The organism is Inquilinus sp. OTU3971, from assembly GCF_038440215.1.
Genome location: NZ_JASATH010000001.1, coordinates 59960 through 83910, shown reverse-complemented (window position 1 = coordinate 83910; position 23951 = coordinate 59960). Strand labels below are relative to the sequence as shown.

The window sequence follows — 23951 nt, the reverse complement described above, 5'->3', positions numbered from 1 at the left end:
CGCCTGTCCTCTTCTGACGTCGCGTGGCCGCTCCCGGCGCTCATCCGACCCGCAGCTTCCAGTTTGGGCGGATCAGGTTGGGGCTGGACGCCAGGGGATATTGCGGATTCAGCTCGATCAGCCGTGGCACTCCATATCTTGCGATCTTGGCATTCATACTGATCGGCAAGGCGAACTGTTCGGGCGTCAGCAGGACGTCGAGGTGAGCGGCTGCGATATCCCACAATGTGCCGGCGTCTTTCCGTTCGCCGCCATGCGGCAGAACCGTCGCGACCGGCAGCGGTTCCGGCGGCTTCGACGCCGGCGGCTCGACCGGCGAAGACGGAGGGCTTGCAGGCGTCAAGCCCGGGGACGGTTGCGGCGGAGCGGTCACCGGACTGCTGGCCTGCGGGCCGGGCTCAGTCTTCGGGGACAGGTCGGCCATCATTTGGCGGACTTGCTCCTCGAGGTCGTCGAGGCCCGTGAAGGCCAAATCCGCGACGCTCGGCCCCTTCTCTTCCTTCTTCTCGTCTTCGAAGACGGTCTTGATGAGAAGCACGAGGGTCGGCACGAGGATGCCGAGCGCGATCGCACTGTAGCGGACGAAGGCCTTGGTCTTGGGATCGATCTTCAGCCAGCTCGGCGTCCGCTGAACCAGCACCCAGCCAACGCTGCTCAGCGCCTGCAGAAAGGTCGCCGACGCCAGAGCATGGTCGCCTGCAGAGAGGTGCTGGGATCCGGCCAAAAGGCTCCTGGCTGCGCTGGCGAGGCTGGTGAGGTCGGCAAGCCTGTTGTAATGGGCCTTCGCCTTCTCCAGCCTGGCGAGTTGGGCGTCCTGTTCCGACGTGCGCGGATAGGGGAACTGCGTCTTGAATTCCGTCAGCTGGCGAAGCGATTCGAGGTATTTCCACTGCACATAGGTGGCGGGGATGACCCCGACCGGATCGGCAGCGTAGGCGCCCCAGTCGACCCATGACCCATGCTTCGGCATCGGCTTGCTGAGCCAAGCGAGCAGCACATTGAAGGCGCCACCGAACGACGCCAGCTTAAAGAACCAGCCGAGCCAGGTTTCCGGCGACATCGAACCGGCCACCTTGCCTTCGGCCGTCTTGTGACGGATCGCGCCCGTCTCCCCGGACGGCAGCGCCTCGCGCACCATCTGGTGGAGCACGCGGTAGGCCTGTCGCGCCTCATGCGTGTCGATCAGATGTGACTGCAGGGGACGATCCGGCTGCGGAGCCTCGCCTTCCGGTCCCTTCGCCCGATGCTGCCCCCCTCGGAGGTCGTCCAGAGCCAGCGCGTCGAGATGCGACAGCAGCCGCCCCAGGATCTCCTGAGGCCGCTGGCCGGGGAATGGCCCAGTGTCCTGCCCCATCTCCTCGAGCAGCCGCCCCACATCCGGGTGGAGACCGAGATCGGTCGGCAGCCAGTTCCGCAACACCTCCTCCGGGGGCGGGAAGTCCCGGATGGTAATATCGGGCAGCAGCTTTCGCAGATGCAGTGCAAGCGCCTCGCGCTCCGCTCGGTAGCCTTCCGCGGCCTTGCCGATCGCCTCCACCTCCGCCAGCAGTTCTCCGGCTTCCTGTTCGTTGAGGCGGGCGGCACCGCGCCGCGGCGCCCGATCGAGAATCCTCTCCGCCAGACCGAGGGCCTTCCGGGTCTTGCCGCGGGCCGCGAGGTCGAAGACATCGATCATCGCATGGTTGTTCTGCAGCCATGCGTATTTCGACACCGCTGACCGCCAGTATGCGAGGGTGCTGGCGCCCCGCCCGCTGATCGCCTCAAACGCCCACATCTGCCCCGTCGCATGTCCGAAGGCGGCCGTGGCGACGCGGGCCGCAACGATGGCGACGGCCGCCTTCTTGACGTTGGCCTCCGGAGGCCTTCCTCGAGCGCCCTTATCCTCGACCTCGGGCAAAGCCGGCGTCGACTTCGGCGCTTCGGGGGCCGTCTTGTTCCCGGCGGACCGGAATCCTCCCCGCATCGGGACCGACGGCGCATCGGTTTGACGCACCGCGCCGGCGGGTGCGCCTTCGTCACTGGCGGCCGAGGGTCCTCCGCCTTCCTCCCCCGACGAAGCCAACTTTGGCTCCGCCGCGGACGACGGCGGATCCGGCGGGATCGACAGCGCCGCAGCCTCTCGACCGCCGCCGCTCGGGGTCGGCGGCACCGGCGGTTGCGGGGGAAACGGAGCGCCACCACCCGCCGGGTCCGGGCCGTCGGGCGGCCGTCTCCGCTCAGCGTCCCAAAGCGGCATCAGCGGCTGGTCGCGGCCAGGCTCTTCCTCGATTCCATGTTCGGCGTACCACCGGTCAAGCTCAGCCCCCTTGGCGGCAAGATGGGTCATGTCAGCCGGCGGCAGCGGCCCGGAGGGACTGCCCTGGCCCTCGAGGAAGATCGCGATTTCGCCGGTCCGGTCGCGCGGGAAGAAGTCCTGGTCCTTGAACTCTAGCAGGAGGTCGGCGCGGAACTCGTCGATCGCCTGCCGCTGCAGCGGCGTCGCGTCGGTCTCGAGATCCGCGATGAACTCCTCCATCGCCGCCCGGCTTCCCTTCGGCAGGATCAACGGATTCCCCTGGTTTGCCCAGATCATCGCCTTGGCCAGCCAGCCGGGGATGGCGAGTTCCGTCTCCAGACCCGCGGGGTGTAGGAACTCGGCCCGGGCCCAGCGCCGCTCGGCCAGGACCGGCGCCTCCTCCGGCGCTGGCTTTTTGGCCTGCAACCGGCCTTCGAGACTGACCGCGACCAGGCGCGGAACGCGCCAATACTCCGATCCCCACGAGAATGTGTAGCGCGTCTCCCGTGCCGCGAACTCCATTCGCGGCCCGAAGAAGGCCCGAAACACCGGACCTGTGGTGGGCAAGGCGCGCGGCTGTTGCGGATCCAGCTGGCCCCGGCGGCGCCAGAGCCAACGGGCGACACGCCCCTTGGGAGCGGTCTCCGGCATCAGCCGGTTCCACGCCCGCGACCAACGGCTCTTCACCGGCGCGAGAGCCATATTCACCAGGCGATCCGGATTGGGCACGGACCGTCCGCGCGTCGGGATGGGGTCATTGAAGAAGATGTCAAGGAACGAAAACTTCGGGTTCCAGCGAAACCGGGGTTTGCCGCTGAGATCGGTCACGGGGATGAGCGCCTGGTTGCCGGCGACGGCCGACAGGCGCAGCCCGCTGGCCGCACCGGGCACGTAGAACTCGGCCTTCTCGGGATCGAGCTCGCCCGCCTTCACCAGCGCGCGGAGCGCCTCCACCGACGGTGCTTCCGCCAGGCGCCTCGCGGCAGCCGGGTTGGCAATGACGACCTCGAACGCGAGCTCCGCCCGGCCGGTCCGCGCCGCCACCCCGTCGACGAACGGCTTCGGCACGACCGCTCCCTCGGGCAGGCTCACCGCGTGCTTGACCTCGGGTCGCCGCTCCACGCCCCAACGGGGCAACCCGGTCAAGATCCGACGAAGCAACGGAATATGCCCCAGCACCGGAACCCGGAGCGTCAGCTTGGTCTCCTCCATGACCTTGTCGAATCGGAGGGGACCGGGCAGCCGCACCGACTCGACCGGCTTGTCCGCCGGGGTCGGAAAGAAGCCCGTCTCGCCTTCGGCCAGCTGCACCGGCTCACCACGCGGCACGAGGCTGCCGACCACCCGAACCACCGTCCCTGATCCACCCTCTGCCGGGCCGACGATCTCGCCGAAGCTCGGCCGCACGTCGAAGACGGGATCGCCACCATCCTCAAAGGCCGCGCGTTCGAGAATTTTGAGCAGGTGTCCCCCCTGGAGCACGAAGATGCTCTGATGCGAGACGAAGCTGCCGCCCGCCTGCATCGCCGTGACGTTCTGGTGTTCCTGCGTGCGCTTGGTGAAGATGAACTGCTTCGAGATCTCGGCAACGCCGTCGCGTCCGGATCTCGCGAAGGCGCGCCGCACTGCACGGAGATCCGTGTTCGTCCCGACACCGAAACCGTACCCCCGCAACGTCGGCGAACCGGCGCCGGTGACGGGACCGGTGTTCGCGCGCACGCGGAGAAGCCCGGACAACCGAATGTCCGGCTTCTTCCAGCGGCGCCACCAACGCCGCGTCGGCTCGGCGGCAGGCGGCCCCGCCGGCGGATCGGACGCTGCCGCGGCCGGCACGGCGGGACGAGACGCATTGCCGCCTTGGGGGCCGGACGGCTCGTTGGAATGGCGATAGCCGGCGCTGAGGTGGTGCGTCCCCTCTTGCACAGGCTTGCTCATCATCGCATCGGCCTGGGCTTGCAGATGGGGCGGCAGCGGCACGGCACCTCCGAGATCGAGCGGCGGCAGCGACGGGGTCCCCCGCGGCTCCCCGCCTTGGTTCGCCGCCCGTCGGAGATCGTCCGCGATCCGGTGGCGAAGCGGGTCGAAGGTGCTGTCGGCGGTGCGCGCGTGGACCTCCCCGACCGGCTTGGCCTGGATCGCAGGCTCCAGGCTGGCGGCCCCCTGCTCAGGCTCCTGCAGAGGCGTTTGCCGCACGAACTCGAAGTCCGGCCGCGGCGCCCAGTCGACGCCGGTGAAGCCGCCCGCGGCCTCGACCTGCGCCGGGAGGTCGCGCGAGACCACGAAGACCGGCTGTCCGGACATCTCAGGGGCGCCGACGAACCAGCGTTCGCCGGCCCTGAACCGGCCCGACACCAACGCATCGCCACCGCCTTCTTTGGGCACGAGCGCCCAGTCGCGCAACTGCGCAGTCCGCAGGGTGGCGGGCGCGCTGGTGTCCGGTGCCAGCCAGCGGTTGTAAAACTTGTAGATGTAGATGTCGCCGTCGGCGGCCAGCCGGCCGTCCCGCAGGGCGTCCATCAGGGCCTGAGCATCAGCCTCGCCATACAGTGCGATATTGCCCCGGCCGACCGGAATCCGGTCCGCGGGCCGAGACTGCGGGTGGCCGCCGCTTCGGGTGGCCACGCGCTCGGTCGTCCCGGTCTCCTCCCTCGCCGCGGCGAGCATATCCAACTGATCCGCCGGCATGCCCGCCATTGTCCGGCCGGCGACGACCATCTCGCGGGCCAACTGCGGGCCGGCCGCGCGAACCTCGCCCCCGGATACTGCCGACGAGACGCGAGTTCCGAATTCCTCGGGCTCCTGAGACGATCGTGGGTGGATCTGTCCCTCCCGAGCGGCCGGCATCCCGTCCGGACCGCCGTCGGGCCAATAGCCGAGACTGGCCATGCGCTCGACCAAGCCTTTCGGATCGTTGATCCGGCCGACAGGCAAGGGTTTGTTGTCCAGGGTCCAGTTGCCGGGACCCCAGTTGCCGGGGATCCAGTCGATGTAGGAATCTGCGGTCTCGGGCGTCAGGCCACGAACCCGATCTCCTTGTGGCAGGCGATACCCGCGTGGCCACGCGGGATCATCCGGATACCAGATCTCGCGACTGCCTTCTCGTCTAGGCGTATCGACGATGGGCCGGTTCAGCCGCTGGATCTCCAGGTTCATCCCAGACAGTTCGGACGGATCGAGACGATACGGCTCGACCGGAGCACCAGCTGCATGCATCCAGGCCGTCATCATGCTCAGGCTCAGGTCCGGCATGTCGGACCAATCGCCGCCGACGCCTCCATGACGAGCCGGGAAGGCCAGCTCGATCCGATTCCGGTCGCTGCCGGGATGATCCGCCCTGGGCTCGATCGACGGGCCTCCGAAGAAGACGCGATCGTCGAAGAGGGCTTTGAAATGCACGGCCAGACCTACCTCCGGCGGCACGGCCAGCGTGTCCTCCTGAATGCCGAGGCCGAGCACGTTTCCGGGCACGGTGTCGTAAAGGGCGAGGCTGACCAGATCGACGTCCGAGACGCCCGCCAGATCCTGATAGGCCTTCAGCAGGGACGCCGCGCCGCGCGAATAGCCGACGCCATGCAGCCGAATCTTGTATCCGGCGCCCACCAGGTCGATCACTGATTGCACCACGGCTCTCGCGCGGCTCTCAGATCCGAGGCCGGTCGCCGCGCCGAAGAGCGGTGCCCAACCCTCCGTGCCGACGCCCTGGAGGTAGAGAGCCGGGCCGTCGAACCGCATCGCCTGGCGTTCCACCGCGCTGACGATCTTGTCCTCCGGCGACCTTCTTGTGCCGTCGACCGCGACCAGATAGTCGAGCGGCTTGCGGACTCCGGCCGCCGGCGCCTCCTCCGACGGCGTTTGCCAATGCCATTGCCCGGAGGCATCCCGACGGAAGACATCGCCGAGCCGGGGCGCTGCCGGGACCGCCCCCTCGCCGTCCGGCGAGTTCGCCGGATCCACATTCATGCCCAGCCGCGCCAGAGCAGCCTCCATCTCGCTCCGGAGCTCGCCGGAGGGCGGCACGCTGTTGCCGAACTCCGTTTCCACCGCGTATGGTGGTCGTGAGTCGTGGTAGCCGGCGCTCAGGTCATTGGTGCGACGATTTCCCTCTCCGGCGGCTCCCGATGCTGGGTCGGGATGCGCCTCGATCTGCCGAACCAGCCGATCCTCGAGCTCACGGACGGCCGGCTCTTCTCCGGCCGTCGGCGGCTCGTAACCCAAAGATGCCTTGCAGTAGGTCTCGAGAGAGGTGATCGCTTCTCTGAGGTGGGCCAGAGTGTTATCGGCCAGCAGTTCGACCCCGTCAGGCTCGTTTGTAGACAACGCCTGCCTTGTGAAGCGTCGCCCTTCATCCATATGCCGGAGCGCCGCTTCGATCGACGGATTGCGCCTGATCTCGTTGGGGATGCCGCGATAGTCCGGGTCTCCCTCACGCACACGGTATTCCGTCTTCGCCCCCAGCCAGAGGATGGCCTCCTCCAACCAAGCGACGCACTCGTTGAGAGCGCCTTTTAAGTCTCTCCAGGATTGCTCTTGATACTCAGGCGGCACGCCTCTGAGCTGGTCTGGTTGAAGCGATGATGCGAGATTCCGGGCCGCGATGATCTTCTGGGAAATGCTCGGACCATCGAGCCTGCCTGGACTGGCAGCGTTGGTGCGTCCCAGAATCCGGATGGTCGCCCAAATCTCGTAGTGAGTTTCCAATGCCGAGGCAATTCGACGGTCTTCGCCCTCTGTCCGCCGTGCGAAAGAAGAGCCGTCGGCCGCGGGATCGTTGCTGCGACCATCCCCCCTATCACTCGTGCGATCGGGGGACCGGTCCTCAAAGGTTCCTACCCGCGGGATACGATCTCCCCATAGGGCCATCGCCCGCTTGAACTGAAGATAGGCTTGGGTCTCGGGGAATAAGCGTTCGAGTTCGCGAGGAATATGAATACGGGGCTTACGGAGCTTACGGGGCTGCACGTCCCGAAGGGTGCGAGAGAGGCGCCTGAACGCCCACTCCACCTGGTATCCAGCCAACTCGGACCAGCCCCTCCCAAAGAGGTCCGCCAATTGCCGGCGTACCGCCCCTACTTCCACTCGCACCCGGGCCAGATCGGCCGCGGCCAGCCCGCCGGCAGGCGGCGTCCGGCCGCCATCGTCCCGCGCCTGCACGTATCCGTGCGTGGCCTCCAGCTCGTCGTCGAGGTCCCGGAGCAGGGCTTCGCCCTGTACCAGCCGGTCCGGCCGGCCGACAGGCCCGCCGGCCAGCCGGTCCAGCCTCTCGATCGTCCAGCCGATCTCGGTGCGGATCGCTGCTAATACGGCCTCGTACGAGATCTTCTCGGGTCCGTTCCGGAGCATATCCGCCAGGCCGACCGGTTCGACCGAGCCGCCAAGCACGTTCTTGACGCCTCGGGCTGCCGCCTGGAGCTTCTCGCCGAGGGTATCCAGGGTCGTGAGCAGCTTTCCGCTACTCATCCGCGGCGCCTGATCGCCCGTGCGCGCCATGAACTCACGATAGCCCGTCTCGGCCTTAGCCCGGGCGCCGGCAACGTCGGGAGGCAGCTCGACGCGAGCGGGGCCTTCGTTGACATCGTCAAGGTCCGCGGCACGGAGAGGGAGCGCGGCTCGCTCGAGAAAGTCTCCAACTTCGTCTTCGACGGCGCGCTGCGCTGCCTCGTTCCCCTCGTTTTCCGCCAGGAAGTCCTTCCAGCGCTGGCGACCGGGAAGGATGCCGATCCTCCGGGGCTCAATGGGCCGCTCTCCTTCGGGAGGTCCCGGAAGAGTCGTCCCTGGATAGAAGGGGTACAAGGCCGGCAGATCTCCGGGAAGCAGGGCTGCTGCCTCTCGCAGATCTTCCACGACCCGTGCCTTGGCAACGAGGGAATCGAGAGCCCTTCTACCCGGTGTTCGCCGAGCCTCCCCTGCGGCCAATATGCTCGGTCCGACGATCTCGGCGCCATCTCCCGCCTCTACGGTGGCTCGCGCGCTGCGCATAGCCTCGGCCAAGGGATGGATCACGGCCTCGCGCAACCATTCGCCCTGCAGCCTGGCGTCGGCCCCGTGCTTCTCCATCGTTCGAAGGGCCTGGAGTGTTGTCAGCCAACGGTTGCCGGCCAACCGACGCACTGCCGACAGCGCCTCCGTAACGGCAGGCGGCAATGATCGTGCGTTTGCGCCGATTTCGGCGAGGCGCGCCAGCACAGCGCCTATGGCATCCCGATCAAGCCCGTTTCGCTCCGGCTGCAGTTCCTCGATCAGGTCGTTAGCCTTTCGCAGCGCCTGTTCAGCTTCCGGCGATTGAATGGCATCCGCCTCGTCAGTCGCCGCGGACTTGGCTGCAGCAGACGCTTCAGCGGGCAGATCCGCTTCAGGTACATCCCCGGGGACTGCCTTGGCTCCGGAGGACGGGCCTGTGTCCCGAGGCTCGGGAGACGGAGAGACGCGGCCACCATCCGCTTCCCCCTCTTCACCAGGCTCGTCGCCGCCCTGGCCCGAAGCCTCGCTTTCCCTGAGGGATGGTTCGGCGACCCTGTTGTCCTCGCGCGAGCTCTGGGCCGTCTTGCTCCTGTCGACGCCGAGGTCGGCTGTGTTGAAGATGCTTTCGGGGGAGATCCCGGGCAGGATCTCGGCCGATCCGAGATGGAGTCCAATCCCCCTCTCGTCGGGATGCTTGGGGTGCGGGACATCCGCCAAGCCAGCGTCCCGGACATAGGCTTGGATGCGGTCTCCCGCCAGATCAAGGGCCGCGCTCAAGGCCTCCTCGTCGGCCCCGAGCACAACGATGCCGACTTCGTCCCCACCGGTGCGCATCGGAACCAAGGCGGCTCCGGTTTCGGCCAGAGTGCCGCGGAGAATGTCGGTCAAGGCCCGGAAATGGACGTTCGCCCTCTCGGCCCGGTTCCCCATCGCCTGGTTGAGGCCACCAAGATTGGCGATGTCTCCGGACACATAGAAGGCAGGACGTCCGGTTCCGTCGACGTAGGATTGCGCTCGCTCGACCTCGGCCTCCTTTAGACCGGTCGTCCCGTCGTAGTACCCCGTCACGGCGTTCACCGGCGGCCCCAGCAGGGGCGGCCCCGCAACGAGCGCCAAGGCGGTCTCCTCCGGAACGCCGAGTGTCGTCGCCTTTCTCACAAAGCCGTGCAGCCAGACTTCGCTCGGGGCCTGATACTCTACCGCGGCCACCACCTCGCTGCTCGGCGGCATGATCCGAGCAACCAACTCGTCGACACTTGCCCTAAGATCGCTCGCTTCGGAACTCAGATTTCTTCCGCCTGTTCCTTCCCCCTCCGAAACTCCAGCTCTGCCCGCGCTTTCGTCCGCTCGCGCTCGTACTGCAGTTCCAGCTCCCGAATTCGTCGCTCGCGCTGCTCCGGGGTCAGCCCCGTCAGCCCCAATCGCGTGTCCCTGCTCTCCTGCGACATTCCGTGCCTTGCTCCTATCGACGCCGAGGTCAGCTGTGTTGAAGATGCTCGCGCGTGAGATTCCGGGAAGAATCTCGGCCAATCCGAGATGAAGCCCAACCCCTTTCTCGCCGGGATGCTTGGGATGCGGGATGCCTGCCAGATCGGCAGCCCTGACATAAGTTTGGATGCGGTCCTCCACCAAGCCAAGGGCCGCGCTCAAGACCTCCTTGTCGATCCCGACCACCACGAGGCCAACCTCATCGCCGCCGGTCCGCATCGGCACCAAGGCGGCTCCGGCCTCTGCGAGAGTGCCACGCAGGATATCTGTCAGCGCCCGGAAATGAACGTTGGCCACCTCGGCCCGATTTCTCATCGCTTGGTTGAGGCCGCCAAGATTGGCAATGTCTCCGGACACATAGAAGGAGGGCTGCCCGGTCTCTCCAACATAGGCTTGCGCCCGCTCAAGTTCGGCCTCCCTCAGGCCGGTCCGCCCGTCGTAATACCCCGTCACGGCGTCCATCGGCGGCCCCAGCAAAGGCCGCCCCCCGGCAAGTGCCGAGGCTGTCCCCCTTGACACTCCGAGGGCACTTGCCTTGCTCACAAATCCGTACAGCCAGACGTCCTGCGGGTCCGGGTACTCCACCGCCGCCGCCAACTCACCGTTCGGTGGCGGCATGATCTTCACATGCAGTTCGCCGACGCTCGCCTTCAGCTCATCCGCCTCTGGCGTCAGGCCTCCCCTGGCTGTTTCTTCGCCTTCCGTAATTCCAGCTCGGTTTGTGCCCCGTCCCTCCAGCGACATTATATGCCGGCGTGCCCGATCGCCATCGTCTCCAAGGTCCTCGACTTGAGAACGCTCCTGACTCCCCACCTCTTCGGCCACTGCGCGAGCACCCGAAGCATCTGCGAACGAAGCCTCGTGCTGCTGTTCCAACCGAGACCCGTTCCAATCGGCAACTGCCCCCAGGATCCTGGATTGGTACTTGCTCACCTCCTTCTGTGGGGCCTGATGGTTCTTTGATGTCTTCCAATACTTCGTGAAAAGAAGAATTTGTGCCTGTTGCGCAATCAGCGCGCCCCCCTCAATTTCACCGATCTCCTCGCCAGGAAGATCTTCGAGCGGATTGAAGGTCGGATCGACTTTCTGTCTCGTCCATCCTAACGCAAAATCGAACGCATCGCGGTCCCTGACCAACTCAGGAAGCGTGGTATCTGAAGGAATGACTCGGAGATCCAGCTGAGCTCTGTTGTGCGGCCCCGGGACCTCCGGCACCGGGTCCAGACCTCCCGCCTCTCGACGTTCAGCTAAGTCGCTCATGATACGCAGCAGGGCCTCGGATAGTGCCTGCACCCCGCTCGAAGAGGAGCCATCGTTATCCTGATCGCGAACAGGATGAGCGACGGGGCAACCGCGACCGAATGCTGGCTCGGGCCGCCCTTCCTCCACCGCCCCCTCTCTCTCAGCTTTCGCCATTTCGCGTTTCTGGTCATGGATTGCTGGCATGAGTTGGGGATTGAGAATCGGGACCCCATCTCTCCAGATAACGAGGTTGCGTATGAATCGGCCGCTTGACCTCGATGGCGCGAGCACCCCGCTGCCAAAGCGAAGTGCAATTTGTTGCGGAATGCGGTTCTCGACTAGCGCTCTCAAAGCTTCCAATGGGTCCCGGGGCGCATTTATCGCGTCCGCAGTTGCCATCCATACACCATCTGCGAGACCAATAATTCCTTCCTGCAACACCGCAAGCGCGGAATTGTAATCACTATGAAAATCATCTCTATTTCTAAAATGACCAGCAATTGTTGACTCAAACAGATCCGATCTACTATTTGTTAATCGTAATGTTGATTGCTCGGATTTGTGTTTAGCAATACGTGCTAAGATGCCGGTCGCCCGCACCAGATCGTATGAGAATTGCTCGCCATATGCCCCGAACGGTATCTGGACCGTTCCAGAGGGCAACAAAAGGACATCACGATCCGCAAGATCAACAAAGATTTCCTCTGCGTCTGAGAACGCAATCCGAGACACTGCCTGATCATTCCCTAGGTCTCGGGATGTGAGAACCGAGTCGAAGAAGGCGAGCCGGTCTCTCTGTGACAAGCCTCTTGCCATGAGGTCCCATGGATTGATTTCTTCATCGACGAATGGGCGCATCGGCGCACGAACTACGGCATGAGGCATCACCTGATCGTAGGTGACGCCTAATTCATCTCGCTGTGTCTCGCGGACAAACTCTAAATGTTCTCTCAACTCAAAGCATAGAGGTGTCAAAGAATCACGATGATCATGCAGCAGCGGCAGTATGTCGGCTTCCGTAGGGATAGGCCGAGACGTTGAACGCCCCGTCTGCGCGATTACGGAAGGATCTGTCCCGCCCACCTCTTCTGCATCGGGCTCTGGAACCTCCTCTGGCACAACCTCGAGCCCCTGGCCGGCTCGGCCGCCACTCCCCTCATCCGAAGTCCCGGTCGACACGATGCTCAGGAGCTCACCGGGTTGTCTTGGGGCGGCAGGGTTCCCGCCCCCGCCCGCCGCGCCGAATCGTGGAGAAGACGGTGGAAGACCTCCACCGGCCGGATCCTCGGGTGTATCTCCGCCGTCTTCGTCTAGCCGAGATCCGTCACCGGTCGCCAACGAATCGGCAGCCGCAGCCTCTAGCTGTGGTTTTCCGCCATCACCTGACCCGCCGCTGTCATCGCGAGGAGAGAACGAGCTCGACGCCGCGTTGGTGGGTTCGATTGCTGCGGGCACGGCGCCTTGAGACTCTGTGCTGGAATGAATCGATGCCTGCCGGTCGAGATCGGGCCGATCGCCGCCCGCCAACGGCTCGGTCGCGCCCTCTCTCACCTCCGAGCCGGAGAAGTGCGGCTCAACACCGAGGATCTGCCGGCCGACCGCGGGATCTCCAGGAGCGTCTCCTCCCGGCCCTGTCCCGTCATCATCGGGATCCAGCCCATCACCGTCCGCCGGCGGCGGATCCCGGGGCGGAACAATGCCCGTCTGGGTCGAAGGAGCGGACGGATCAAGACTCGCGATCTCGTCATCGTTGAGAACACGACCACCACCTCCCGGCGGCACCGTTGCGGGTGGTGTGGTTGACGGCGAGACGCCGCCACCATCACCGTCGGGCGGATCATCAGGCGGTCCTTCATTGTCTTCCGGCCGGCCACCCTCGTCTCGACCTTCGGGCTGGCCGAGTGCCTTGACCGACCCGCCTCTCGAGTCAGACACACCCCGTGGCAGCACCTCCGCGGAGGGAACCTTCTCCTGGATTTGTACCCAAAACAGCCGATGCCCAGATAGTGCGCCGCCAGGTTGGGCGGCTCCCGAGAACCCACTCTCTATGAGAAAGCGCCGCTGCAATTGAAGTCCCGGCAAGTTAGGGAGCGTGCTCGGTCGCAGCCGCCCCTTTCGGCCGACGCTTTGCAGGGCGGCGAAGTCTACCAAGTACGTAATATCGACGGCGCCAGGGGCCTCATAGGCCGCTGAGATCGGGAGTTCCTTCTTATAGAAGGCAAAGGGTCGGTGATATCCCGGAGCGCCGTAGTCGATCGTAAGGACGTATCCCCGACCAAGCGCGTTGTCGACAGACCTCATCCATTTCGTAGCGTCCAGCGGCACAGCCATTTCCTGACCATCGGCCAATGCAGATCGGGACGGCAACAAGATGTCAAGCTCAGCCACTCGAGCAACCAACTCGGGGCTCAGGTCGCCTTCCACCTCGACAAATCTCTCCTCCTTGTCGAGAGTTACGTAAATCTCCCGAATATCACCGCCCCTCCGCACGACTCTATGAACCGGAAAGGCGTCGACAAGCTCATTTGACAGAAACACACCAATGACATCATGCCTTGGAATTTCGACTGCACTAGTATGAATCCAATCGACGGCCTCTCCCTCCAGAATTTTTTTCTGCCTCCGAATCAATCCTTCGCTTCTTTCCACAATCGTGTATCGAACACTTGAATATAGTTCGGGGTGGCGGTGGCGTGCCGTTACAAGTATGGCCTGCGCAAGAGTGCCGTTTCCGGCGCCCATCTCAACAATCTCGAAGTCGCTCGGCCGCCCCATCGCCTCATGCATCCGATCAAGCGCGTTTGCAATCGCACCACCAAGGTCTTTGCTGCGCTCCGGGGCCGTCGCAAAGTCACCAACGCTATCCAGGCCAATTGTCGAGCCCGCCTCTCCAGCCTGAATGCTGATGTCGACCATACCTGAATTGTAATACCCACCCCGGCCATCCAACCCCTGGAGGCAAAACTCCATGTAATCGCGAAACGTGATCCGTTGCCTCTTCTTTACATACTCGACAAGTCGCCCCCTGAACTCCGGATCGACTCTTTTCTTGAGCGCAGCAAGCAAAGCATCTTCGTTGACACCAAGGACCGGGCCGGCACTGACAACATCGCTTTCGACCTCCGAGCCAGCCGTTTGATCTGGTGGCAATTCCGCTCCCGGTCTTTCCCCATCCTCGGGATCCGGCCAGTCGCCAGCGACAGGCCGCGGCGGGGGCGGGGGGGGCAGCGACGGTCCATCGCTCGTCTTTGCGGGAGGCCGGCCATCCTCAGAATTCTGGCCGGCCACATTCAGCTCTGCCGAGTCGCTGCCTACCTTCTCTCCATTCGGACCGATTGATAGGCGACCGCCGAAGCCGGCTTCGATAGCGGGCTCCGTCGCACCCGCACCGCGTGCGACGGTTGCGTCGCCATCCGCCCCAACTTCCGCGGGAGCCTCCGCAGACCAACCGGACGGCTCTGTGACGGCGGGCTCGGGCGGACGTGCGACGCCGCGGCTACTTGCTTCAGCAGGCGCTGTCTTGGTAATCCGCCAATACGCTTGGTGAGGAGCCTTTTCATTCCTGGTCAGCTCGAGATCAGGGATATTTTCAAGAACAATTTGAAGAACCTTCGAATTTGGAACACCCACAAGGTGCATTTTTCCACCAGACCTCAGAACAACTTTGATCCGACTCAGCAGTGTTTTGAATGTCTTCTTGTTTCTGCCCTTGTTCTTACCTCGTCCATCAAAACTGGAGAGATCGACGAAGATGTGATCGAACTGTCCGGAGGATAGAGGGTTGCCCTTTCCGTCCAACCGCAAGTCACTGTAGTCGACCCCGTCTCGCCGCAGCATCCTGCCGAAATCATCGAGGCTTTGCCCGATGCCCAGAACCTTCGTACCGGGAGTCAACTCGCTCATGACGTCGACCGGGAAAGCCATCCGGCCTGCCGAAGCGTCAGTACGGGCCTCCGCGGCCCCGCCGCCGGACGCCCCCATGTCGACAGGCCCGGGGAGCGGCGATACGCCACCACGGATCTCTTCGTCACTGTCCGAGCCGTCTTCATCGTCGTCTGACGAGTCGCCGGGCACAGCTTCCGGCTGCGGCTCCCACGCCAGCTGCGCGAAAGACGTGTTCAGCGCATCCGCGATGATCCACCCAGCAGGCCGGCGGCTGTCATCGACAACCTTCGAGCTTTCTCGCGCCAACCCCACTCCGTTGGCGAGCGATCCATATGTGGCGATCACCGGCGCGTTCAGTGCTTCGGCAAGCGCGCCGGCAACCTGATTGCCATAGCTCGAAAGCAACATCACCGGCTGTCCCGGCCGGTAGTCGCCCCCAAGCAGATAGGCGGCGAACTCCGCTGGGGTGTAGCCCTGACCGCGGCTCTCCGGCCGATAGGGGTCGGCGAAAACCTTACCTCCAAAGACCTGCGCACTGACGGCGTACACACCGACCGGTACCGCGGATACGGTCTGTCCGCCCCAGGAAAGATCCGGCATGCGGATCTGAAGCGACGGCACCCGCTGCGCTGCCGGCCCCGGCCGATGCTCGATCAGCCCGCCGGCGCTTCCGTCGCGGCGCAGGACGGTCAACTGCCCGGGCTGGACGACCTCTCCAGAGTCGAGCTCGAGCGGACCGTCGAGGATGGGGTCGACCAGGCCGTCCGGTGCCAGCACGGCGATGTCGTCACGGCCCAGGCGGCTCGCCAGGGCATCGGCCAAGGGCTTGGCATAGCCGCCGGGAACCCCCGCCTCGTCCACGAGCAGGAGGATCTTCGGCAGAGGGCCTCCCTCCTGAGCCAGGCGACCGAGACTTGTCTCGGAGCCGTCCGGACGGCGAAGCGGTGCGTCGGCGATTGCACGAGCGAGTTGCGCCTCGGAGACCAGCCCGCCGTCGATGCCCTGCGCGAAGGCCCGTTGTCCGCCCAAGGCAACCGGCAGGACGCCACTCTCGACGAGGTCCGGGGGCAGCACCAGCGGAGCTTGCGGACCTTTCTGCGCGTCACCGTTGATCAGAAACGGCTGCCGCTCCTCTGCCCGACCATAGACGAGGGGAGGCCCATTCCCGGGCTCCAACCCCGCGGAGGCAACGGTCCGGCCGTCGAGAAGTATGGTCTGCGCAGCAAACGCCAGAGACGTGATGTCCTGCAATGATTGCTCTCGGGTCGACAGGGTGTAGACGGAGCGATCTCTCAAATGATCCGTCGCTCCCCGGCGGTATTCCTCGTACCCGCCGACCAGCCGGCTGAGGTGGAAACGCAGTTGCTCCACCCCATGGGGATCCACAACACCATAGGTGTCGAGATAGCGGGAGAGCGTATCGAGAGCAGCCCGGTCCTCATCCAGGCCCCCCATCTCGTCCATCAGCGCCCGCGCGTCACCAATCAGGGAACGGACTTCTGCCAGCCGCCGGACCTCGTCCGGGTCCGGTGAGTCCGCTGGGGCTGGAGGACCGTCGTTCGACGGCGGATCTTTCGGTGGTAAGTCTCCGGCCCGCGCCGGGGGGGTGGCAGCCTCACGGTCAGTGACCAAGGCGCCACCTCTATCGCCGTCGATTATCTCTTCCCCACTATCGTCCTGAAGCGTCGGATTTGGGTCATCGGCAGAATTAATGGGCGAGACTTCTTTCGGATAGCCTCTGCGAGAAATGAACCAAATCTCCTTCGCAATATTGGCATAGTGTTTTTCATACGTGATGCCGCCCGCTGGCCACTGCTTAGTCCGGAACAGATCACCCATGGCTTGACAAGCCTGCGGCAAATCCAATTGTCTGGCCAGGTAGCGGGCGAACACGGCTCGGTCGGCGCCGTGCCTCTCATTCCGGGAGCCCGGCGTGCCGCCGTTGTGGATCCGTTCGCCCTCGACAAGATATTCAGTCAGCCGGCAAAATCCCTCCTCAGTTAAACTGGCTGAGACGCGCTTGACCATAAACATCTCGGAGCTGTCGAAATCCTCCGGACGTGGGACCGTTCCGAGCGCCTCTATGCCGCCGAAAATTCCGAGCGGCTCTTGACTGTCGAGAATCTCCCGCCGCGAGACTGAATTTGAATAATATGCGTGAGCTAACTCGTGCGTTAGAAATCTTATCATCTCAGTAGCGAACATCTCCGCATCGACTGACTCTCTCCGTAGCAAGAATCCCAATATTCGCGGACTGACATGGATTTTATTAGTGAGATGATCATACCAATTCCCCTGAGTACTACTGAAGATACGAATTCTTCTTCGGTCGGCGACACGTATGAGCTCCATTAGTGTCGGAGAGCGGCTGCACTGATCGGCCAGCACCGACATCGGCATTTCCGGCATCGGCGGCAAGTCGCGAGCGATGCGGCCGAGGATAGCGAGCGCTGCCTCAAGGTTTTGTGCCAACTCGGCAGGCGTCAGCTTCCGCGCAACGCGAGGAAGCCCGTCGGCTTCGGCTGGTTCGACGGGCAACGGTTCGCTCGCGGACGCATGATAGGCGGCTTCTGACCGACCATCTCCCGGACGTCCCGTTACGGCGTCGACAGATGGTTCGCGTCCTGGATTCCCGCCATTTTGCCGTTCCCCCGAGCCGGGCCGCGGTACCAGGGACTCAGGCACGACATCCGGATCTGATCCGCGGTGTGCTCTAGACTCGCTCCCGGTCGGCCCCTGCCGCGAAGAGCTATCCTCATCCGCCATGGCGGGCCCCTCCGCCGTCCTGCGCTCAAGAGGGTCGACGATAGGGTGGCCGGGAGACACACTATCTCCGATTCTCGCCGAAGGGGCTTCCGGCACTGCGCGAACACCGTCCGGCCCCTCGAGGTATGTCCCGAGACGGATAGTGATATCGGCTGCAGGCCGCTCCGCGCCCTCGCCGGTACTACGCGGCTTCAACGTGACCATCGCGGGGACGCCGGACTCGGGCTCCGGGCGGTGACGCGAGCCCAACGACGTGCGGCCTGGTCCTCGGGAATCGTCTCGTGCCGCGACCGGCCTTGCCTGGTCGGCTCCCGGACGAGAGCGAGAGGCCGGATCGGCCCTTACCTCCCGACGAAGACCGCCCCCTTGGGAACCTCGGGGAAGCACCCGCTCCGTCCCATCCGCATTCTCCGACGTCTGCGACACTGACAGCGCCCCGGCGCCCGCCTGCTCGACCGCGGCGGAAGGCTCGCCCGCTCCTCCATGGATCGTATCGCTTGGCCCCGACGTGCTTCCGGATGGAAGCTTGGAGGCTGCAGATGGCCCCGGGTCGGAATCCGATCCAGATACGCCATCTTCATCCCATCGGACCGGCCGCGCTGCTTCGTTCCCGATGGCCGGATCCGGACGATGCGAGGAGGCCGCCCGCTCGTCCTGGGACGCCCCCTCAACAGCACTCTCAAGCGCCGGTTCTTCGTACCAGCCTTGCAGCCTCTCCTCGATGGAGGCCCGGCTATAGTTCACCGGCTTCTGCAGCACCGCAGCCAGAAAGCCCTCATACTCCGAATGACCATCGTCCGGATCGCGCTCGACGAAGTAGAAATCGGCGTCCGGATCGGCGTCCGGATCGATCAGCCTGACGAAAGCTTCGATTCTCTCTCTTGAGACTCCAGCCGCGGGAAACAGGTGGCCGGCCCCATCGGTCCAGCTATGGGACCCGGCCATGAATGTGAACCCCGCAATCCCGCCGGCCTCGAGTGTATCGAGCGCGTTGAGGGTCACTTGGTGAAAAGCGGCCTCGTTGGGGGTGATCGACTCCAGAACGGTGAGTGCCGTGATCACCTTGTGCCGGTCGCGGAGCCTCTCGGCAGGAGAAAAGAGATCCACGAAGCCGATGCCCGGCTTCAGAGACGCAAGATTTCCACCCGTATAGGGTTCGTACTTCCCCCAGATCTCGTGGTTGCTCAGATCCGGGATGGCAAACAAATCGTGCAGGTACTGACGAGCCGCAGCCGCGTATTCCAGCATGTCGACACGGGATGCACCGAGTCTTTGCAAGACCAAGCCACCCAAAGGGACTGGGCCAGAGCCGAGGTCCGCCCCAACCCAGTCCCCGTCATCCGAAGACTGTCGAAGCCTCGCCAGACGGCCCCCCATCCGCTCTCCCAACCAAGGGAGGATCCGTGCGTCGGCTTCCCAGACTTCTTCGCCGAAATTCCTCCGGATATACTCGTAAACGTTCAGCAGCTCGGCGGGGTCGAACCCTTCCGCTGTCGCGGCCTCCGCCCGCGTGGGCGGGACGGATCCACCAGGGCGGCTCTCACCGTCTTGATCCTCTCGCCGGCCGCGACCGCCACCGGTGCCGTCGCGATCCACCGGCTCGACCAGCTGACCAGGCACCGTGGCCTCGCCCGCGCCCGGATCCGATGCCGACGTCCGGCCGCCCCCATGGCCCGTCACAGCGCTGGGCGGAAGCTTCTGGATCCCTCCCTGGTCCGCTGGGGACGGCCGAGCTCCATCCTGCTGAGGCCCGCCCTGTTGTGCTGAGCCATGATCCCGGGTGACGGGATTCACGCGCGTCGGATCGACGGGCGCCGTCGCCCCGGGAGCCGGTGCCGATCCTGGTTGCGCCGGATTGACCGCGGGTCGGAGCCCGCCGGCGGTCGGGTCCTGCGCAGGGCTACGAACATCATCCGGACCAGACCGGCCGGGTCCGTCGGGCGACTGGTCTCCGTCCCCACCCCGCGGGGTGGCCGGAGGCCCTGCATCAGGGCCATCAGTCGCACGCGGCATGCCGGGCGCTCGGTCGTCACCCGGCGGGCTAAGCCCCCGTCCCGGGCTCTGGCCAAGGGGATCGACGGGCGGTACCTTGTCTCCTGCGGGCGTCCCGGCCGGAGGCCGGCCAGCCGATCCGAGTTGCCTGTCGTTCGACCTCTCGACACCGCCAAACAGACCGGACACCGAACCGTGCCACGCCTGATCGCCCGCCCCACCGGGTCGGACCGCGGGGTCGGCGACGGGCCCGCCCGCGCCGCGACGGGCGTCATCGCGCGGTTTTGGCGCGGCTCCGGCCGGTGCGACGGGTCCGGAGGCCGGGTCGCGGCGGGGGCCGATCGTCCCCCGGCCCGGACCTGCCGCGTCGGTCCTAGCCGTCACCGGCCCGGTCTCCGGGCGGGAGCGCGCGTCCCGGCCCGAGGGAGCGCCCGGCCGTGACCCGCCGTCGCGGGAAAGGACCCGCCCCGAAGCATCGGTATGCCGCGACGCGGGCCCGGCAGCGGCAATCCTCCCCGGCTCCTCGCCCGGCGGTCGCTGTTGCGGAGGTTGCACAAGATCGGGCCGGGGCGTTGTGACGGACGGGGCGTCGGACGAAGCCGCCGGACCAATCGCCCTCTCGCCTCTTCCCTCCGGCCCGAGCGCCGCGATGGGCGCTAGACGGGACGAGGCCGGAACCAGATTCTCGCCCACCGCCACCTCACGGTGTGCCGCCTGAGGCCGTGGCTCCGTCCAGCGATCGGTATGCGGGGTTTCCGGGCCGGCCGCCGGCTCCTCGGCGGCCACGCGGACGTCGGCCACTTCACCATCGACCACAATCCGGCCGGCTTCGTGGCTAAGCAACTTGTGACTGTCCCGGTAGACGCCATCCAGCCCCGCCTCGTAGAGCTTCATGAGGCGCGTGGACGGCGCAGATCCTTGATAGTCCCGCTCGCCAAATCCTCCCGATCCGAAGTCGAACCCTCCGACCCCCAACGGATCGGTCGCCTCAGCTCTCGCCTCGAACTTGGCCCTCAACTGGTGAGCGCTCATGCCGAAAGCCATGTCGCCGAGACCGAGAACGCCGAGCAGCAGGTCGCGCGTGCTCATCTCGCCGCTGTGGATCGCCAGATTCCACATCTGGTCGGCGACAAGCGGCGCTCCGACGAACAGGCCGCTCCGCTCCAGCGCTGCGGCGGCCCGGCCCAGCGCGCCGGAGAGGCCGGTATAGGCACGCCCCAGTCCCGCCATGCCGTGGAGGCCCTCGAATTGCGCCGCGCCGGTGAGGGCGCTGCCCAATCGCCCCGCACCGGAAGCGCCTATACGAACCAGCCCCGCCCCGAGAGGCACCGCGGACGCCCCGAGCCCGAGCGCCCCGCTGAACACATCCCAGCCGGTCAGTCGCCCATGCCGGATGCGGTCAGCGGTGTAGTCGACCGTGCTGTAGATGCCCCAGGATCCGGCCGCGACGAGCATCGGCGCGCCGATAAGCGCGCCGGCGCCGGTCATCGTCAAGCCTGTTCCCAAGAGGCTGAGACCGACCGAGGCATAATCGCCCACCGCCCTGAAGACCTCTCCGCCGGTGGTGAGATGCGAGTCCATCTCTTCGATCTGGACATCGCCGCCGATGCGCGCCAGCGACAGCCCCTTCGGCAGGAACAGCTTGCCTCCAGCGGGAAGCTGCGTCCGCAAGTCGTCGACGCTCGTGTTTTTGCCACCCTCGTCGTCGATGAACCAGGTCTCGCCGCCGCTGCCGCGGGCTTCGATCAGCACCGTGGAACGGATTCCGGTGGGAAACGCCATGACGACGGGGTGGATCTTGACGTTGATTGTCTTCCCGGGCCCGGCACCGGTCACACCGAGAAGCTCGTCGATCACGGGTGTGAGCTGCTGCTGCGACCGGCCCGAGTACCAGTCTTCCCCGTCGCCCTCCCGCGCCGTGCCCAGCGATCCGGCAGCCGACGCCAGCCCCTCGCCCGGCGCCCCCGGATAGAGTGCATCGTCCACCGCCCCGGCAGAAGCCTGCACCGGCCGGTTGGGGCGCAGGCCCAGCGCCGCACCGAGGACATTCTCGAGCTGGGGTCCCACCGTCAGCGTGACGGTACCGTCCGCGTTTCGCGGCAACTGCTCCATCGTCCTGGCGAAGGCGTTGAAGCTGGGCTGCAGCCGCTTCGGATCCTCCATCACGAAGCGGTATTCGACCGCCGCCATCTTCGCCGGATCGGCCCGCGCCTCGGGTGGCTGCCCAAGCGTGAAGTTCACGAATTCGAGCTGGCCGGCGATCTCCTCGCCTTCGGCCGTGAGCTGCGCCAGCGCCTCCTCGGCCTCCTCGACACTGGCGCCGGACAGCCCCGGCGCCGGCGCATCGACGTCGGCCGCGACCGTGACCACGCCCCTGCCGCGCAGCTCAGCAATGCGTTGGCGCGCTGTCGCGCGGGTCTCGGTGTTGACCTGCTGCGCGATCTCCAGGCTGGACTTCCGGGCGTGCAACAACCGCTCGTTCGCATCGGCCCGGCGCGCGGACAACTCGTCCCATTCCAGGCTGGTATAGGGATAGATGTCCTCGAGCTCCGGGGCGTCCAAACGCTCAACCAAGGGCTTGTCCGCCCGGTTGCCCCAGTCGGCAAGACCCGTGTCGCTGAGAAGGCGCATGCGCCTTTCCCGCACGAGCGAGATCTCTCCCTCCTCCCACAACCGCTCCTGCAGGCGATCGATCCGGAATTGGCCCGCCTCGGCTTCGATGCGGGCGAGGCCCTCCTGCGCCGCGGCCAGCTCTCGTTGCGCCTGAGCGGCCTGCAGGGCCGTTCGCGCGGATATCGCCTCTGCCTGCGCGTCCTCCGGTGCCTCCGCAGCCGGGCCGGTCGGGGACGGCATCGTGCCGGCTGCCTGCCCGAACTCGGCCAGCCGCTCCCGGGCGAAGGCCCGCTCGGCGCCGACGGTCGCCGCCAGCGTCTCGAGTTCGGCCTTGGCGACCGCGAGCCGGCCGCGCGTCCCCACCACCGCCTGTTCGTAGGACTGGAGTTCGACCTCGAAGCGCCCCTTCAGATCGTCGTCCCCTGCCGGGTCGGGAAGCACGGGCGCCGAGATCAGGAGGCGGCCGTGCGCGCCTTCGAGCTGCGCCACTTCAGCCTGCTTGGCCTCCGTGGACGAGGCCGCGCGCGACGCGGCGACAGCGTGCGACCAGGCCTCGTTCAGGAGCCCGGCCTGACCAGCGATCTGGCTCCGGCGAATCCTCGCCTGCTCCAGCGTGCCCTCGGGCGACGCCGGCGACCACGGCCGTCCGAGCGGGGCCAGCCCCCCGTCGAGCGTGCGCTTGGCGCCGGGAAGCGCCGCCCTCCCGCCGGGCGACAACAGGAGCTCGTTCGCCTCGGCCCGGTACAGGGCAGACTGTCCGCCATCCGCCAGGGCCCGCGCGACGGCCGCGTCGGCCCGCAGCCGGGCCTGGACGGCGCGGTCGGAGCCGGGGTCCAGTTGCTCGTAGGCCCGGGCCTGCTGCTCGAGCGCATCCGCAACGCCGCTGTCCTGGGCCGCCTGCCACTCCCAGATCAACGCGCCGGCGCCAGCCCGGGCCAGCCGGGTCTCCGTGCTCAACGGCGCGTCGGCAGACCCTTGCCTGGCGGATTCCGCGATGCCCGCCAGAGCCCCCGTCCTCGGATCCGCAGCCGTCACGGTGAGTGTCGGCGGCTTCACCGACCGTTCGCCTGCCGGCGCCGCGTCCAGCGCCTCCTGGACCCCTGCCAGAATGAAGGGCCGCACGGATTCAGGGATCTGGGGAATGTTCAACCGCACCAGGGTCTCGGCGGCTCGGTGCTGCCACTGATCCGGGGGAGCCCCCACCAGGGCCAGAGCGGTCTCCCGCTGCGCCGTAGCTTGCACCATGCTCCGAAGCTCGAGGAGGTGCCGTGACTTGCCGTTGATGCCGTCGGTCTGCTGCGCCGCGGCGCTCGAGCCCCGCATGGCCGCGAGTTCATTCTCGGCCGAAGTGATCTCCCCGACCCAGGCCAAAGGGTGACCCGGCGGGGGCGATACCGGGCCTCTGGGCTGTGGCGTCAGCCCTTCTGCCCGCGGCACCGGCCCCCGCGCCGGGAATCTCGATGCCGGCAGCTCGGAGCGCCCGAATCGAACGTCGCCGATACGCCCAAGACTCATCTTCCCGGCCCCGGTGGTGCGGAGGAGCGACTCCCGATTGCCGTGGCTTCCAGGCCGCGGATCGCGAGCAATGGATGGGATCGCGGATCAGCCCTTGCCCGAGGCGGATCAGGCAGCGGCCGAAGATCCCAACGCCCCTCCCAATATCAACGACCGGAAGTGGCTGGATATCGAATATTTTCGAGATCTGATATCGAAGAACTAAAATATACTCCCA

Annotated in this window: 1 protein-coding gene; it reads right to left on the bottom strand. The window is 65.9% G+C overall.

All coding sequences use genetic code 11. The features are described from left to right. Window positions 1–40 precede the first annotated feature (40 nt). The gene (locus AAHM41_RS00270) at window positions 41–23590 is read right to left on the bottom strand and encodes an SAM-dependent methyltransferase (protein ID WP_342234488.1); all 23550 of its coding nucleotides are present in this window, start codon (window positions 23588–23590) and stop codon (window positions 41–43) included. Between the last annotated feature and the right edge of the window lie 361 nt (window positions 23591–23951).